This is a genomic window from Pseudomonas sp. CCI1.1, assembly GCF_034348165.1.
Taxonomy (GTDB): Bacteria; Pseudomonadota; Gammaproteobacteria; order Pseudomonadales; family Pseudomonadaceae; genus Aquipseudomonas; species Aquipseudomonas paracarnis.
Map to the genome: position 1 here is coordinate 2,004,576 of NZ_CP133780.1, position 15,697 is coordinate 2,020,272.

At 61.2% G+C, this 15,697-nt stretch carries 11 protein-coding genes; 7 read left to right on the forward strand and 4 right to left on the reverse strand.

Annotation, left to right across the window (positions count from 1 at the left end; genetic code table 11):
- Positions 1 to 456 precede the first annotated feature (456 nt).
- Together ltrA and pbpG are read left to right on the forward strand one after the other, a co-directional pair.
- Positions 457 to 1,878, forward strand: coding sequence for a group II intron reverse transcriptase/maturase (ltrA, locus tag RHM69_RS08595; RefSeq protein WP_011805433.1), 1,422 nt, complete (start codon positions 457 to 459; stop codon positions 1,876 to 1,878).
- A gap of 230 nt (positions 1,879 to 2,108) precedes the next feature.
- Positions 2,109 to 3,032, forward strand: coding sequence for a D-alanyl-D-alanine endopeptidase (gene pbpG / locus RHM69_RS08600; protein ID WP_014718990.1), 924 nt, complete (start codon positions 2,109 to 2,111; stop codon positions 3,030 to 3,032).
- Positions 3,033 to 3,143: 111 nt separating this feature from the next.
- Here pbpG and RHM69_RS08605 read toward each other — a convergent pair whose 3' ends face one another.
- Positions 3,144 to 3,806 (reverse strand): cysteine peptidase family C39 domain-containing protein, encoded by a 663-nt coding sequence (locus RHM69_RS08605; RefSeq protein WP_014718991.1) that lies wholly within the window; start codon positions 3,804 to 3,806, stop codon positions 3,144 to 3,146.
- A gap of 211 nt (positions 3,807 to 4,017) precedes the next feature.
- Between RHM69_RS08605 and RHM69_RS08610 the strand changes: the two genes are divergently transcribed.
- The gene (locus tag RHM69_RS08610) at positions 4,018 to 4,179 is read left to right on the forward strand and encodes a hypothetical protein (RefSeq protein WP_003192266.1); all 162 of its coding nucleotides are present in this window, start codon (positions 4,018 to 4,020) and stop codon (positions 4,177 to 4,179) included.
- Here RHM69_RS08610 and RHM69_RS08615 read toward each other — a convergent pair.
- Positions 4,176 to 4,586: a hypothetical protein gene (locus RHM69_RS08615; protein ID WP_003192269.1), complete on the reverse strand. Its 411-nt coding sequence runs from the start codon at positions 4,584 to 4,586 to the stop codon at positions 4,176 to 4,178. The genes RHM69_RS08610 and RHM69_RS08615 overlap by 4 nt on opposite strands.
- A 206-nt stretch (positions 4,587 to 4,792) precedes the next feature.
- On the opposite strand from RHM69_RS08615, the gene RHM69_RS08620 reads away from it, so the two are divergent.
- Genes RHM69_RS08620 through RHM69_RS08630 form a run of 3 tightly spaced genes read left to right on the forward strand, consistent with a single transcriptional unit; the run spans position 4,793 to position 10,572 of the window.
- Complete coding sequence (locus RHM69_RS08620; protein ID WP_200599275.1) at positions 4,793 to 8,014, forward strand: efflux RND transporter permease subunit; 3,222 nt, start codon at positions 4,793 to 4,795, stop codon at positions 8,012 to 8,014.
- Complete coding sequence (locus tag RHM69_RS08625; RefSeq protein ID WP_038450589.1) at positions 8,004 to 9,173, forward strand: efflux RND transporter periplasmic adaptor subunit; 1,170 nt, start codon at positions 8,004 to 8,006, stop codon at positions 9,171 to 9,173. The genes RHM69_RS08620 and RHM69_RS08625 overlap by 11 nt, the downstream gene beginning before the upstream one ends.
- Positions 9,157 to 10,572 (forward strand): efflux transporter outer membrane subunit, encoded by a 1,416-nt coding sequence (locus RHM69_RS08630; protein WP_058410682.1) that lies wholly within the window; start codon positions 9,157 to 9,159, stop codon positions 10,570 to 10,572. Before RHM69_RS08625 ends, RHM69_RS08630 begins: the two co-directional genes overlap by 17 nt.
- 112 nt (positions 10,573 to 10,684) lie before the next feature.
- On the opposite strand, the gene RHM69_RS08635 is transcribed toward RHM69_RS08630, so the two are convergent.
- Together RHM69_RS08635 and RHM69_RS08640 are read right to left on the reverse strand one after the other, a co-directional pair.
- On the reverse strand, positions 10,685 to 11,968 hold the full coding sequence (locus tag RHM69_RS08635; protein ID WP_200599277.1) for a Zn-dependent hydrolase: 1,284 nt from the start codon (positions 11,966 to 11,968) through the stop codon (positions 10,685 to 10,687).
- A 148-nt stretch (positions 11,969 to 12,116) separates the two neighbouring features.
- Positions 12,117 to 13,604 (reverse strand): NCS1 family nucleobase:cation symporter-1, encoded by a 1,488-nt coding sequence (locus RHM69_RS08640; protein WP_019818076.1) that lies wholly within the window; start codon positions 13,602 to 13,604, stop codon positions 12,117 to 12,119.
- A 593-nt stretch (positions 13,605 to 14,197) separates the two neighbouring features.
- On the opposite strand from RHM69_RS08640, the gene hydA reads away from it, so the two are divergent.
- Positions 14,198 to 15,637 carry a dihydropyrimidinase gene (gene hydA / locus RHM69_RS08645; protein ID WP_019818077.1) on the forward strand — a complete coding sequence of 480 codons (1,440 nt, stop codon included), beginning with the start codon at positions 14,198 to 14,200 and terminating at the stop codon, positions 15,635 to 15,637.
- Positions 15,638 to 15,697: the final 60 nt, after the last annotated feature.

Genomic DNA, 15,697 nt, shown 5'->3' on the forward strand with positions numbered 1-15,697 from the left:
GCCCTGCCTTAGCGCAGGGCTTTTTATTGGTGCGCCAGGCATGGCGCGTTGCGCGCAAGCGCAACCAGCTTGGCTGTGGTGGCCACGCTGGTGACTGGGAGGTGAAAGTCCTCTACACACCCGGCAAGGGGAAGTGTTAGCCAGAGGCAAGGGTGTCGCGGGTGACTGCGAATCTGAAGGAAGCCCGAGGCAAAATGCTGGCCTGACGAACAGGAAGCGGATAGAGGCGGCGCAGCGGGGTAAGAAGGCCAAAATCTTCAAAGCCCAATACTTGCACGGAACGCTGTGACGTAGATCCGACAGGCATAAGCAGGAAGGTCGCGCGAATTACCCTGGGAGATCTGCACGTTTGCCAGTGTGCTACCGAGCGTCGAGAGGCGATGGGATGAGCGTGCAGAAGTCAGCCGAAGCCGTAGTAAGTGGCGAATAACCGCGCCACCAAGGGCCGAACAGGTTATGCCGCCAGTAGGCGTCAGAGTCTCGTTGAATACCGAAATGCAGAAATTTCTCCAAGAGAAGACTGTGACTCCGAGTCCCGGACAGAATCCGAGGATGACGGCTGACAGCGCAAAGGTATCGACGGCATCTGTGACGTGGACGAACGCGGAGCCGGACACGCTGATGGCGCGGGTGCTTGCACCGGCCAACCTCAGACGTGCGTATCAGCGCGTGGTCAGCAACAAGGGCGCGCCGGGTGCCGATGGCATGACGGTCGACGACTTGGCGGACTACGTGAATCAGTATTGGCCGATCCTCCAGAGGAGGTTGCTGGCCGGCGAATACCACCCGCAAGGTGTACGCGCCGTCGACATCCCCAAACCCAAAGGCGGCACCCGACAACTGGGCATTCCCTGCGTCGTGGATCGCCTGATCCAACAGGCACTGCTGCAACAGCTCACGCCGATCTTCGACCCGCTGTTTTCGGATTACAGCTACGGCTTCCGTCCGGGCAGAAGCGCCCACCAAGCCATCGAGACAGCCCGCGCCCATGTGGCGGCAGGGCATCGCTGGTGCGTGGAACTCGATCTTGAGAAATTCTTTGACCGGGTCAACCACGATCTCCTGATGGCGTACGTGGCGCGCCAAATCGTAGATAAACGCGTGCTCAGACTGATCCGGCGGTACCTCCAAGCCGGTGAGATGTCGGGTGGGATCGCCAGCCGACGGCAGGAAGGGACGCCGCAAGGCGGCCCGCTCTCGCCGTTGCTGTCGAACATCCTGCTCAACGAACTCGACCGCGAGCTGGAACGGCGGGGTCATCGCTTCGTGCGTTATGCCGACGATGCGAACATCTATGTGCGCAGCCCTCGTGCTGGCGAACGAGTGATGGCCAGTGTTGAGCGCTTCCTGAATCAGCGCCTGAAACTAACGCTGAATCGGGATAAGAGCCGAGTAGCCGGGTCTTGGATGTGTGATTACTTGGGTTACGGGATGAGCTGGCATCAGCAACCGAGACTGAGAGTGGCGACGATGAGCCTGGGTCGCTTGCGCGACCGGCTCAGAGAGCTGCTACGTAAAGCGCGGGGCCACAAGGTGGCGACTGTCATCGAGCGGATAAACCCCGTGCTGCGCGGATGGGCGGGCTACTTCAAGCTGAGCCAGAGCAGACGGCCACTTGAGGAATTGGACGGCTGGGTGCGTCACAAGCTTCGCTGTATCGTCTGGCGTCAATGGAAGCGGCCCTCTACGAGGGCGCGCAACTTGATACGCTTGGGACTTAATGCGGCGCGGGCGTGGAAATCGGCAGTCAATGGCCGAGGCCCATGGTGGAACTCGGGAGCGCCCCATATGAATCAGGCGTTGCCGAAGAAGCTGTGGGACCGCCTCGGGCTGGTCTCGATACTGGATACGATAAACCGACTTAACCGTATAACCTGAACCGCCGTATACGGAACCGTACGTACGGTGGTGTGAGAGGACGGCGGATGTGAATCCGCCTCCTACTCGATCACGTAAAAAAACCGTTTTTTCTTAGTTTTTAAGCACTTTCGTCTGGTTCTAGAAGAACATTCGACAGTTTTTGATCCATACTCCTAAAATGTAACGTCATTTGTCACAAGATCCGTTCTACAACGGCATTTCCTTACTTTTTTAGCGAGTTCATCCGCGTGAAAATTCGTCTTTCTATTGTCAGCCTGTTTTTTGCTTTGGCAGGTACCTTCGCCCACGCCGCCGAAACCACCCTGGCCCCGCGTGACGCCTCCAAGCTGCAGATCGCCTCCGGCAGCGCCATGCTGGTCGATTTGCAGACCAATAAAGTCATATATTCCAGCAACCCCGACGTGGTTGTACCCATCGCCTCGGTGAGCAAGCTGATGACCGGCCTGATCGTCCTCGAAGCCAAGCAGAATATGGACGAGTACATCGACATCAACATCACCGACACGCCCGAGATGAAAGGCGTGTTCTCCCGGGTGAAGATCGGTAGCCAGATGCCGCGCAAGGAAATGCTGCTGATCGCGCTGATGTCTTCGGAAAACCGCGCCGCCGCCAGCCTGGCCCACCACTATCCAGGCGGTTATTCGGCCTTCATCGCGGCGATGAACGCCAAGGCCAAGTCCCTGGGCATGACCAGCACCCACTACGTGGAGCCCACTGGCCTGTCGATTCATAACGTCTCGACCGCCCGCGACCTGAGCAAGCTGCTGGCCTACGCGCGCAAGTTTCCGATGCTCAGCCAGTTGAGCACCACCAAGGAAAAGACTGTGTCGTTCCGCAAGCCCAACTACACCTTGGGCTTCTCCAACACCGACCACCTGATCAACCGCGCCAATTGGGATATCAAGCTGACCAAGACCGGCTTCACCAACCAAGCCGGCCATTGCCTGGTGCTGGTGACGAGCATGGGCAATCGCCCGGTGTCGCTGGTAATCCTGGATGCCTTTGGCAAGTTCACCCACTTTGCCGATGCCAGCCGTATTCGTAGCTGGGTCGAGACCGGCAAAGGCGGCGCCGTGCCGGATGTGGCGCTGCGTTACAAGGCCGATAAGAACCTCAAGAATCGAGCGACTGCTACGGAAGTACGTCGATAAACAGCGATTTTAGTGTGGGAGCGGGCTTGCTCGCGAATGCGGTGGGTCAGCCTAAGCATTCAGCGACTGATACTGCGCCTTCGCGAGCAAGCCCGCTCCCACATTTGAGTTTCACTTCTTCTCTGCCAACACCTTGAGCGCTTGGGCCGCCGCTTGCTCCTGCCCCGCCTGCGCCGTGGCGTTGGCCGCATCGCGCCAGCGCTGCGCATCCACGTTGGCCGGCAACTGGCTCGGGCGCTGGGTGAGGATGGCCCAATGGCCCGCGCCCTTCCACGCCGAATCGAAGTCGCTGAAGCTCATGCTCAATCGACGCTCCTTGCCTGAGCGCAACAGCACGGTACTTTTCTGCTGGTTGAACCCCACCACCACGACATAACGCGCCCCGGACCAATAGCTGGCGTTGATCCGCGCCATCACCGGGTAACCCGCCGCTACCTGGGCAAACACGGCGGTCAGCTTGGCGTCCAATGGGTACACCATCAGCCCATACTCACGCGCCAGCACCTGCATGTTGCGTTCAAGGTCCGCCTCGGCGCCGGGCAGGCGCAGTGGTTTATCAAGCAAACCCGGTGTCATGACAATGCCTTGTTGCGACAGCATGCTGGCAAGTGCCGCAGGACCACTCTGATAAGCCTCGCTGCGAAAGGTTGGCACGCCATTGAGTTCAACGCGCTCCGGCAAGCCTGGCAGTTTCGACGGGGTACTGGAACAGGCCGCCAGCCCAAGGGCAACGGCCAGCAGCAAGGAAGTTTTAAGGTTCGACCGTAAGCGCAATTTTTTCACTCTCTTGATCAACTGCCGGTAAAGGCCCCGATCATAGGGCGCCCCGCCCCGCCGGTATAGCCCACTGGCCCAGTAAAGCGGCGCTGATAGAGCAAACAAGTTGGACAGACTCGACCATTGGTCAATAGCAGGCAACCGCCGGCTGGCTAGACTGTCCATTGAGAAGACTGTGTGTGCCCCAAGTGGGCGAAAGGAGGCCCGAATGAGCCTTGCGACAACGATTTTCCTGTTGATCTGTGGTTGGCTGGCCGTCGCCGCCGCCATGCTATGGGGGGTCATGCGCGTGACGCGCCGGCATCATCATCCCCACGTCAAACCTGCTGAACCCGCCGAGCCACGCAAGACGACGGCGCATCACGCCTAGCCAGGCATGCAATTGAAGTCCTGGGTGGCGGCAATTTCCTTGCCGTGGCCGTCCTCAAGGGACGCACGCACCGTGGTGCCCAGGCTCGACTCCACCAGGGTGTAGTGCTCACCTGCCTTGAAATGCTTGTACTCAATGCGGCCCTGGCAGTCCTGCTGGTTGTCATCACCCGGCTCGTCTTCAAATAAAGTCACGTCCAGGCGATGGTCCCCCGGGGTCACCTCAAAATAGCGCCCATCGTCCACCCGCTTACCATCGACACGCTCGGCCATCAGGTCATTCGGCGCTTCTTCCTGCAAGCCGATCCAGGCTTGGCTGGGGTCCGCCTTGGGGATCGGGCCGGCGCACGCCGACAACAAACAGACAAAGCCAAGGACGGGAACTAACAACAGTGGTTTAAGTGACATGACAGGGCTCCAAAGGGCAGATGTAAAAAGGGCGTATCCGATGGCTGACAAGCTTGATCAGCCGCCCTTCCTGGAACAAATGAATCCCTATGAAAGTATCTTCAGCCCTTGACTAAAACTTCCTTCACCTGGCTGAAAGGTGCGTGTTAGGTGGGTCGGTCAAGACTGCCGGGGTTTGCAATCCTGCTCTTCTCGGAGACTCACGCATGCTCGGGCTGGTAAAGACCGCACTGCACAAGCCGTACACCTTCATCGTGCTGGCTATATTCATCTGCATCATCGGGCCGATGGCGGCCCTGCGCACGCCCACGGATGTTTTTCCCGATATCGGCATTCCCGTGGTCGCCGTGGTCTGGCAGTACAACGGCCTGTCCCCGGACGCCATGGCCGGCCGGGTGATCTACACCTACGAACGCTCCCTGAGCACCACCGTCAACGACATCGAACATATCGAGTCGCAATCGCTGCCCGGCATGGGCATCGTCAAGATCTTCTTCCAGCCTGGCGTCGATATCCGTACCGCCAACGCCCAGGTCACGGCGGTGTCACAGACTGTGCTCAAGCAAATGCCACCGGGCATCACCCCGCCGCTGATCCTCAACTACAGCGCCTCCACGGTGCCGATCCTGCAAATGGCGTTTTCCAGCCCCAGCCTGTCGGAAGCCAAAATTCGCGACCTGGTGCAGAACAATATCCGCCTGCCCTTGAGCGCCCTGCCTGGCCTGGCCATGCCTACACCGATGGGCGGCAAGCAACGGCAGATCACCCTCGACCTCGACCCTCAGGCGCTGGCCGCCAAAGGCTTGTCGGCCCAGGATGTGGGCAATGCCCTGGCGCTGCAGAACCAGATCATCCCGGTGGGCACCGCCAAGCTGGGCCTCAACGAATACACGATCCTGCTCAATAACAGCCCCAAGGCCATCGATGAACTCAACGACCTGCCGATCAAGACGGTTGACGGGGCGCTGATCACCATCGGCCAAGTGGCCCACGTGCGCGACGGTTCACCGCCGCAAACCAATATCGTGCGGGTCGACGGCCATCGCGCCGTGCTGATGCCGGCGCTGAAAAACGGCAGCATCTCCACCCTGTCGATCATCGATGGTATCCGGCAGATGCTGCCGCGCATCAACGAAACCCTGCCGCCGTCGCTGAAAACCTCGCTGCTGGGCGATGCCTCGGCGTTCGTCAAGCAGTCGGTGGGCAGCGTGGCCCAGGAAGGCATCATTGCTGCACTGCTCACCAGTGCGATGATCCTGCTGTTTCTCGGCAGTTGGCGCTCGACCTTGATCATCGCCGCGTCGATTCCCCTCGCGGTGCTCTCGGCCATCGCGCTATTGGCTGTCAGTGGGCAAACCCTCAACGTCATGACGTTGGGCGGGCTGGCGTTGGCGGTGGGCATCCTGGTGGACGACGCCACGGTGACCATCGAAAACATCAACTGGCACCTGGAGCAAGGCAAGGCGGTGAAGGCCGCGATTCTCGACGGCGCCGCGCAAATCGTCGGCCCGGCGTTCGTCTCGCTGTTGTGCATCTGCATCGTGTTCGTGCCGATGTTTTTGCTGCAAGGCATCGCCGGTTACCTGTTCCGGCCAATGGCGCTGGCGGTGATCTTTGCCATGGCCAGTTCGTTCATTCTCTCGCGCACCCTGGTGCCGACACTGGCGATGTTTTTGCTCAAACCGCATAGGCCGGAGCCAGGCGCGGGGCATCATCCGGAAGATGCATTCATCAATCACCACGAGGGTGAACAACACCCGAAACCACGCAATGCGTTGCTGCAATCGGTGCTGAATTTTCAACAGGGATTCGAGCGGCACTTTTCCAATGTCCGCGACACCTACCATGGCCTGCTGACGCTGGCACTGGGCGCACGCAAGCGCTTCATTGTCGGGTTCCTGGCCTGCGTACTCGCGTCGTTCCTGTTGTTGCCGAGCCTGGGCCAGGACTTTTTTCCGGCCACCGATGCGGGTGCCTTGGCCCTGCATGTGCGCTTGCCACTGGGCACGCGCATCGAGGAAAGCGCCGCGGCGTTCGACCGCATCGAAGCGCGGATCCGCGAGGTCATCCCCGCCGAAGAGCTGGACACCATCGTCGATAATATTGGCATTCCGCTCAGCGGCATCGACATGGCCTACAGCAGCAGCGGCACCATCGGCCCGCAGGATGGCGATATTCAAGTCAGCTTGAAAACGCACCACGCGCCCACCGTCGACTATGTGAAAAAACTGCGCGAAGCCCTGCCGCAAAGTTTCCCCGGCAGCCACTTTGCGTTCCTGCCCGCCGACATCAGCAGCCAGATCCTCAACTTCGGCGCCCCCGCCCCGCTGGACGTCAAAATCTCCGGGCGCAATGACGCCGAAAACCGCGCCTATGCCGTCGAGCTTGAACGGCGCTTGCAACATGTACCGGGGATTGCCGACCTGCGCATCCAGCAGTCCACCGGCTACCCCTCGCTGCAAGTAAACGTGGACCGCATGCGCGCTAACGGCCTGGGCATTACCGAGCGTGATGTTACCAACAGCATGGTCGCCTCCCTCGCCGGCAGCTCGCAAACCGCGCCGACCTTCTGGCTCAACCCGGCCAATGGCGTGTCTTACTCCATCGTCGCCGCTACCCCGCAATACCGTCTCGACAGCCTGCCGTCCCTGGAAGCGCTGCCGGTGACCGGTGCCGATGGGCAGGCGCAAATTCTCGGCGGCGTGGCGACTATTTCCCGGGTACAAAGCCCGGCCGTGGTGACCCACTACAACATCGAACCGACCCTGGACCTGTACGCCAACGTGCAAGGTCGCGACCTCGGCGGTGTGGCCCGCGATGTGCAAAAGGTGCTGGATGACACAGCGTCCATGCGCCCCAAAGGCGCGACCATCAGCCTGCACGGGCAGATCGATGCGCTGCATGAGGCGTTCAGTGGTTTGAGCTTCGGACTGCTCGGCGCGGTGGTGCTGATCTACTTGCTGATCGTGGTCAACTTCCAGTCGTGGGCCGACCCCTTTGTGATCATCACGGCGTTGCCGGCAGCATTGGCGGGCATCGTGTGGATGCTGTTCCTCAGTGGCACCTCGTTGTCGGTGCCAGCACTCACCGGTGCCATCTTGTGCATGGGCGTGGCCACCGCCAACTCGATCCTGGTGGTGAGCTTCTGCCGTGAGCGCCTGGCCGAACACGGCGATGCGTTGAAAGCCGCGCTGGAAGCCGGCTACACACGCTTTCGCCCGGTGTGCATGACCGCCCTGGCAATGATCATTGGCATGTTGCCCCTGGCGATTTCCGAGGAGCAGAACGCCCCGCTCGGCCGAGCGGTCATCGGTGGCCTGGTCTTCGCCACCGTCGCCACTTTGTTGTTTGTTCCCGTGGTCTTCAGCCTGGTCCACGGTCGTCATCCTACTCGCGCAACTGCTGGAGAAACGCCCCATGTCGCCTGATCAAAAACCCTCGCGCAAGCGCCTGATGCTCCTGGGTGTCGGTGGCCTGACGTTGGCTGCCTTGCTGGTCGCCAGCGGCCTGCACGCGCGTACGCTGCACGAGCAATCGGTCACTGCCTGGACCGAAGCCGCCGCCGTCCCCCAGGTGATGGTGTTCCAACCCAAGCCAAACGCCGGCGGTGACACCCTGCGCCTGCCCGCCCACCTGGAGGCGTGGAGCAAGGCGGCTATCCATGCGCGGGTGAGCGGCTACTTGAAGGACTGGAAAGTCGACATCGGGACCCAGGTCAAGACCGGGCAAATCCTCGCCGAAATCGACAGCCCCGACCTTGACCAACAACTGGCCCAGGCCCATGCGCGCCTGATCCAGCAACAAGCCAATGCACGCCTGGCAGCCACCACGGCGACCCGCTGGCAAAACCTGCTGGCCAGCCATTCGGTATCGCGCCAGGACGCCGATGAGAAAACCTCCAACGCCGCAGCCGCCAAGGCCAACACCGAAGCCGCTGCAGCAGACTATGCGCGACTGTGCGCCCTGGAAAGCTACAAGACCCTGCGCGCGCCGTTCGCCGGCACCATCACCGCCCGCAACACGGACATCGGCCAATTGATCAAAGCCGATAACGCCAGCGATCCAGAACTGTTCAACATTGCCGACACCCACCAATTGCGCTTGTACGTGCCGGTGCCGCAGAACTATGCAGCGGTCATTCATGCGGGCCTTGAGGCCGAACTGACCGTCCCCGAGCACCCCAGCGAGCATTTCAAGGCACGCCTGATCGGTGACTCCACCGCCATCGACCGCCGCTCCGGCACCCTGCTGGCCCAGTTCGTCGCCGACAACCCCAACGGCGAACTGCTGCCGGGCGACTACGCCGAAGTCACCCTACCGATTCCGGCTGACACCCATGGCGTAAGCATCCCGGCCAGCGCCTTGATCTTCCGCGCCCAGGGCACCCAGGTTGCGGTGCTGGACGGGCGCAATCATGTGCACCTGCAAGACATTCATATTGGCCTGGACCTCGGCGAGCGCCTGGTGATCGACCAAGGCCTGAAGCCTGCTGACCGCATCATCGACAACCCGCCCGACGCCCTGCGCGAAGGCGACCCAGTGCAACTGGCCGCCGCCTCGGGAGGTGCGCATGCGCCCAAGGCTTAAGTCGCTGGCGGCACTGATGGTGCTGGCGTTGCAGGGTTGCTCGATGGCGCCCACCTATACGGTGCCGTCGATTGACCTGCCCGCCCACTACCGCGAACAAACCAGCGATGGCCCCTGGCACAGCGCGCAACCGTCAGACCAACTGGCGCCCCAGTGGTGGCAGCTCTACAACGATTCGCGCCTGAACGCGCTGCAGCAGCAACTGCTCAAGGCCAACCCGGACCTGGCCGCGGCGCTGGCGCACTTCGATGCGTCCCAGGCCTATGCCAGTCAACTGCACGCGGGCCTTTTCCCGCAAATCACCGCCAGCGTGCAACCGCTGCGCCTGCGTCAATCGGATTCACGACCGTTACGCGGTACTACACAGCCGTCGGTGTACAACAGCAATACCGCTGGGTTCTCCCTGGGATACGACCTCGACCTGTGGGGCAGAATCCGCAACCAGGTCGCCGCGGGCGATGCCCAGGCACAAGCGTCCTTTGATGATTTGGCGGTGGTGCGCTTGAGCCTCCAACAGCAGTTGGCGAGCCTGTATGTGCAGCTCAATGGGCTGGATGCGCAGCGCCGAATCCTGAGCACTTCGTTGCAAGACTTCAGCCAGGCGCTGCAACTGACCCGCAGCCGTTATGAAGGCCAGATTGCCTCGGAATTGGACCTGACCCGCGCGCAGAACCAACTGGCCGAAGCCAAGGCGCAGCTGGACGAAGTGCGTGGCCAGCGCAACCTCGCCGAACATGCCATCGGCGAATTGGTGGGCGTGACGGCCAGTGAGTTTTCACTGCCGCCCAGCTCGCAGTTAATGGCGTTGCCAGGCATTCCGGCGCAGTTGCCCAGCCACCTGCTGCAGCGTCGTCCGGACATTGCCGCAGCTGAACGTCGCGTGTTTGCGGCCAACGCAACGATCGGCGTGGCCAAGGCAGCGTGGTTTCCGGATTTCAGTTTGACCGGTGTGCTGGGCGGGCAGACCCAAGGTGTTGGCAACCTGCTGTCCGCCGGCAACCGGTATTGGGCACTGGGGCCGCTGATGAACCTGCCGATCTTCGACGGCGGGCGCTTGAGCGCCAACGAGCGCCAGGCCAAGGCCGAGTTCGAGGAGGCCGCGGCACAGTACCGTAGCCACGTATTGAAAGCCGTGCGCGAGGTGGAAGATAACCTCGCGCAACTGCGGGATCTGCAGCAGCAAGCCGAGGACGAGCAAGCGGCGGCAGAGGCGGCGCAACATACCCAGGCCTTGGCGATGAACAGCTATCAGGCCGGGGCAGTAAGCTATCTGGATGTGGTCACCGCCCAAACCGCCGCGTTGCAGGCACAGAGAACGTTGCAGGCGGTGCAGACCCGGCAATTGCAGGCGAGCGTAGGGTTGTTGACCGCACTGGGCGGCGGCTGGCAGCCGGGTTAATGATCGTTCCCACGCTCTGCGTGGGAACGCCGCTCAGGACGCTCTGCGTCTGCCTCTAAAATCGTGACGCGGAGCGTCACAGGGTGCATTCCCACGCGGAGCGTGGGAACGATCAGGCCGCGAGCTGGCCGCTGGCGATGGCCGCTGAAGCGGCCACCATCGCCCGCAACAACACCGCACACCCCGCCGCCAGATCATCCGGCGCGGCATTTTCGATTTCGTTATGGCTGATGCCGCCTTCACACGGCACAAAGATCATCCCCGCCGGGCCCAGCTCAGCGACGAAGATCGCGTCGTGCCCTGCCCCGCTGACGATGTCCAGGTTCGACAAGCCCAAGCCATTGGCGGCATTGCGCACCGCCTCCACGCAGCTTTTGTCGAAGTACAGCGGCGGGAAGTCCGCCGTAGGCTGCATGTCGAAACTCAAGCCATGTTTGGCGCAGGTGTCTTCGATCACCTGACGCACCTGGGCAATCATCGAATCCAGCCGCGCCGGTTCAAGATGACGAAAATCCAGAGTCATGCGCACTTCACCGGGAATCACGTTGCGCGATCCCGGATACGCTTGCAGGCACCCCACCGTGCCGCATGCATGGGGCTGGTGCGCCAACGCCGCCGCGTTCACGGCGGCCACCACCGCTGCCGCGCCGACCAGGGCGTCCTTGCGCAAGTGCATGGGTGTAGGGCCGGCATGGGCCTCAACACCGCGCAGCTTCAGGTCGAACCACTTTTGCCCGAGGGCGCCGAGCACTACGCCGATGGTTTTGTGTTCATCCTCCAGAATCGGCCCTTGTTCGATATGGGCCTCGAAATACGCGCCGACCTTATGCCCGCTGACCGGCCGCGTTCCCGCATAGCCAATCGCGTTCAACGCCTCCTCCACGCTCACGCCGTCCGCATCGACCTTGGCCAGGGTATCGGCCAGGCTGAACTTCTCGGCAAACACCCCTGAGCCCATCATGCACGGCGGGAAGCGCGAGCCTTCTTCGTTGGTCCACACCACCACTTCCAGCGGCGCCTCGGTTTCCACCTTGAGGTCGTTGAGGGTGCGCAGCACTTCCACACCGGCCAGCACGCCGAAGCAACCGTCGAACTTACCGCCGGTGGGCTGGGTGTCGATATGGCTGCCGGTCATCACCGGTGGCAGGTCGGGATTGCGACCGGGGCGGCGCGCAAAGATATTGCCGATGCCGTCGATGGTCACGGTGCAACCCGCCGCTTCACACCACTGCACGAAGAGGTCGCGAGCCTTGCGGTCGAGGTCGGTGAGGGCCAGGCGACACACACCGCCCTTGGGCGTGGCGCCGAATTCGGCCAGGTCCATCAGCGACTGCCACAGACGGTCGCGGTTGATGTGCTGATGGGGCGATTGCAGAACGTCGAGGGCAGCGTTCATGGGGGGGTCTCCTCAGGCTACAGGTTCTTATGAATTGACGCGGTCAACTGTGGGAGCTGGCTTGCCTGCGATGGCGGTGTGTCAGGCGACACGGCTTTAACTGATAGTCCGCTATCGCAGGCAAGCCAGCTCCCACCTCGACCGTGGTTTACAACGGCGCCTTGGCGGTGATCGGGCTCGCCCCGCGCTTGGCGTTCAAGCCGTAATACAACACCCCGCCCAACGCCGAGCCGGTGAACCAGCCGTAGCTGTAGAACCAGCTGAACGCATCGCTGCCCAGCGACAGCAGCGTCAGCACCACCGGTACGCCAAAGGCGATAAAGCCGCTCCAGTTCCAGGCCGGGTACACGTCGTCGCGGTACAGGCCGGCCAGGTCCAACTGTTGTCTGCGGGTGATGAAATAGTCCACCACCATGATCCCGGCAATCGGCCCCAGCAGGCTTGAATAGCCCAGCAGCCAATTGGAATACACGGTTTCAAGACTCACGTCCGAGACGATCAGCCCGAGTTTTTTCAGCAGTTCATGGGCCATCAGCGCCAGCCCTACCAGGCCGGTGAGGATCACCGCCGTGGTGCGGTTGATCAGCTTGGGCGCAATGTTCTGGAAGTCGTTGGTGGGCGAGACGATGTTCGCCGCGGTGTTGGTGGACAAGGTTGCGACGATGATCAGCGCCATGGCGATGGCCACCCACACCGGGCTCTGGATATGCCCGATCAGACTTACCGGGTCGGAGACGCTCACCCCCACCAGTTTCACCGAGGCGGCGGTCATCACCACGCCGAGGGCAGCGAACAGGAACATGGTCAGCGGCAAGCCGAAAATCTGCCCCAGAATCTGGTCTTTCTGGCTCTTGGCGTAGCGGCTGAAATCCGGAATGTTCAATGACAATGTGGCCCAGAAACCCACCATCGCCGTGAGCCCCGCCATGAAGTAACCGGTGAGGCTGGCGCCTTCGGGGCGCTTGGGTGGGATCGCCATCAACTCGCTGAGGGACACGTTGGGCATCGCCCATACCAGCAGCCCAACCCCCACCGCCACCAACAACGGCGCCGACAAGGTTTCCAGGCGCTTGATCGACTCGGCGCCACGCAGCACCACCCACAGGTTCAAGCACCAGAACAGCATGAAACCGATCACCTCTCCGGTACCGCCGAGGGCTTTCCAGCCGTCGAAAATCGAGCCCAGGAACAGGTGGATCGCCAGCCCGCCGAACATCGTCTGGATACCAAACCAGCCGCAGGCCACCAGCGCGCGGATCAGGCACGGTACGTTGGAGCCGAGGATGCCAAAGGACGAACGCAACAGCACCGGAAACGGAATGCCGTACTTGGTGCCGGGAAACGCGTTGAGGGTCAGCGGGATCAACACCACGATATTGGCCAGCAGGATCGCTACCAGCGCCTCCCCCACCGACAGCCCGAAATACGCCGTGAGCACCCCGCCCAGGGTGTAGGTGGGCACGCAGATCGACATGCCGACCCATAGCGCCGTGATGTGCCATTTGTTCCAGGTGCGCTCGTGCACTTTGGTGGGTGCCATGTCGTGGTTGTAGCGAGGGCTGTCGAGGACGTCGGGGCCGGCGTCGAGTTCGTACAGGCCGTTGCGCTCGATGACTTGCGATCTGTTCTGTTGCATGGCCGCTCCACGGTTTTTTTTAAATTATTGTTGCTCACCTGCACGCCAGGTTCAGGTGGCCGGAGTACCGCATCGACAACATGACATCCAGGGTTCCGGCCAACTGCCCGTGCACTCAATAACCGTGCCGACAACCGCCTCTGAACCCGCACCGCTTATATAACGTGCTGATGTTTATCAGCTTTCCAATTGAACCTGCGGTACTTGCCGCATGCGTCAGGCTAAACAATACGCAAGTTGCCAGAACCTTCAGGTCTCAATCTGGTGCATCACAATTATTTTTATTTCTCGACGGCGTCAAGCGGCATATCTCAAGCGCCTGATTTGCAATAAGAAATATTGATCAGATCAAGAACCTGTCAAGTGCGTCAAAACAGGGTGGGCATGCTTCATTTTGGTGAAAATAGGATTTTTCTTATAAATATCAACAAGATGAAACACACAAAAGTTTGCGAAAAATCTGCTTGCTCATTCGAAAAACTCGGGCTAGTTTCTATTCCTGTCACCGATGACAGGAATTAACCGACCCTCGGTGCGCAGTATTACAACACTTAGAACTGGCACAAGCCGGTCAAGCCTGTGAGGAACTCGACATGTCGCTGTTGATCCGTGGCGCCACCGTTATTACCCATGATGAAAGTTACCGCGCCGATGTGTTATGTGCAGAGGGTCTAATTCGCGCCATTGGCACGAATCTGGATATTCCCGCAGGCACTGAAATACTCGATGGCAGCGGCCAATACTTGATGCCGGGCGGCATCGACCCCCATACCCATATGCAACTGCCCTTCATGGGCACGGTGGCCAGTGAAGACTTTTTCAGTGGCACGGCGGCAGGCTTGGCCGGTGGTACCACGTCGATCATCGACTTCGTGATTCCCAACCCGCAGCAATCGCTGATGGAAGCTTTCCACCAGTGGCGCGGCTGGGCCGAAAAGTCCGCCGCCGACTACGGGTTTCACGTAGCGATCACTTGGTGGAGTGAGCAGGTACGTGAGGAAATGGCCGAGTTGGTCAGCCATCACGGCATCAACAGCTTCAAGCATTTCATGGCTTACAAGAACGCGATCATGGCGGCCGATGACACCTTGGTCGCCAGTTTCGAACGCTGCCTGGAACTCGGCGCCGTGCCCACCGTGCATGCCGAAAATGGCGAGCTGGTGTATCACCTGCAACGCAAACTGATGGCCCAGGGCATCACCGGGCCGGAAGCCCATCCGCTGTCGCGCCCGTCCCAGGTGGAAGGCGAAGCGGCCAGCCGTGCCATCCGGATTGCCGAGACCATCGGCACGCCGCTGTACCTGGTGCATGTGTCGACGAAAGAAGCCCTGGATGAAATCACCTATGCCCGAGGCAAAGGCCAGGCGGTGTACGGTGAAGTGCTCGCCGGCCACCTGTTGCTCGATGACAGTGTGTACCAGCACCCCGACTGGCAGACCGCCGCCGGCTATGTAATGAGCCCGCCATTCCGCCCACGCGGGCATCAAGAGGCGCTGTGGCACGGCCTGCAAGCGGGCAACCTGCACACCACCGCCACCGACCACTGCTGTTTCTGCGCCGAGCAAAAAGCCGCCGGGCGTGACGACTTCAGCAAGATCCCCAACGGCACCGCCGGCATTGAAGACCGCATGGCGCTGCTGTGGCACGAAGGGGTCAATACCGGGCGTCTATCGATGCAAGAATTTGTCGCGCTGACCTCCACCAACACCGCGAAGATTTTCAACCTCTACCCCCGTAAAGGCGCGATACGCGTGGGCGCCGATGCCGACCTGGTGCTATGGGACCCCGAGGGCACGCGGACCATTTCCGCCAAGACCCACCATCAGCAGGTGGACTTCAACATCTTCGAAGGCAAGACCGTGCGCGGCGTGCCCAGCCATACCATCAGCCAGGGCAAGCTGGTGTGGGCCGATGGTGACCTGCGCGCCGAGCGAGGGGCCGGACGGTATGTGGAGCGGCCGGCGTATCCGTCGGTGTTCGAGCAGTTGAGCAAGCGGGCAGCGCTTTGCAAGCCAGTGGCCGTGAACCGCTGAGTCCAAAAAAAGCGGACGCGGAGCGTCCAGTGAGGCATTCCCACGCAGAGCGTGGGAACG

Bases quoted from the DNA above. Each gene is read 5' to 3' on its own strand.
- ltrA (WP_011805433.1), top strand. From the start codon at position 457: ATGCCGCCAGTAGGCGTCAGAGTCTCGTTGAATACCGAAATGCAGAAA.
- RHM69_RS08610 (WP_003192266.1), top strand. From the start codon at position 4,018: ATGAGCCTTGCGACAACGATTTTCCTGTTGATCTGTGGTTGGCTGGCC.
- RHM69_RS08615 (WP_003192269.1), bottom strand. From the start codon at position 4,586: ATGTCACTTAAACCACTGTTGTTAGTTCCCGTCCTTGGCTTTGTCTGT.
- RHM69_RS08620 (WP_200599275.1), top strand. From the start codon at position 4,793: ATGCTCGGGCTGGTAAAGACCGCACTGCACAAGCCGTACACCTTCATC.
- RHM69_RS08625 (WP_038450589.1), top strand. From the start codon at position 8,004: ATGTCGCCTGATCAAAAACCCTCGCGCAAGCGCCTGATGCTCCTGGGT.
- RHM69_RS08630 (WP_058410682.1), top strand. From the start codon at position 9,157: ATGCGCCCAAGGCTTAAGTCGCTGGCGGCACTGATGGTGCTGGCGTTG.
- RHM69_RS08635 (WP_200599277.1), bottom strand. From the start codon at position 11,968: ATGAACGCTGCCCTCGACGTTCTGCAATCGCCCCATCAGCACATCAAC.
- RHM69_RS08640 (WP_019818076.1), bottom strand. From the start codon at position 13,604: ATGCAACAGAACAGATCGCAAGTCATCGAGCGCAACGGCCTGTACGAA.
- hydA (WP_019818077.1), top strand. From the start codon at position 14,198: ATGTCGCTGTTGATCCGTGGCGCCACCGTTATTACCCATGATGAAAGT.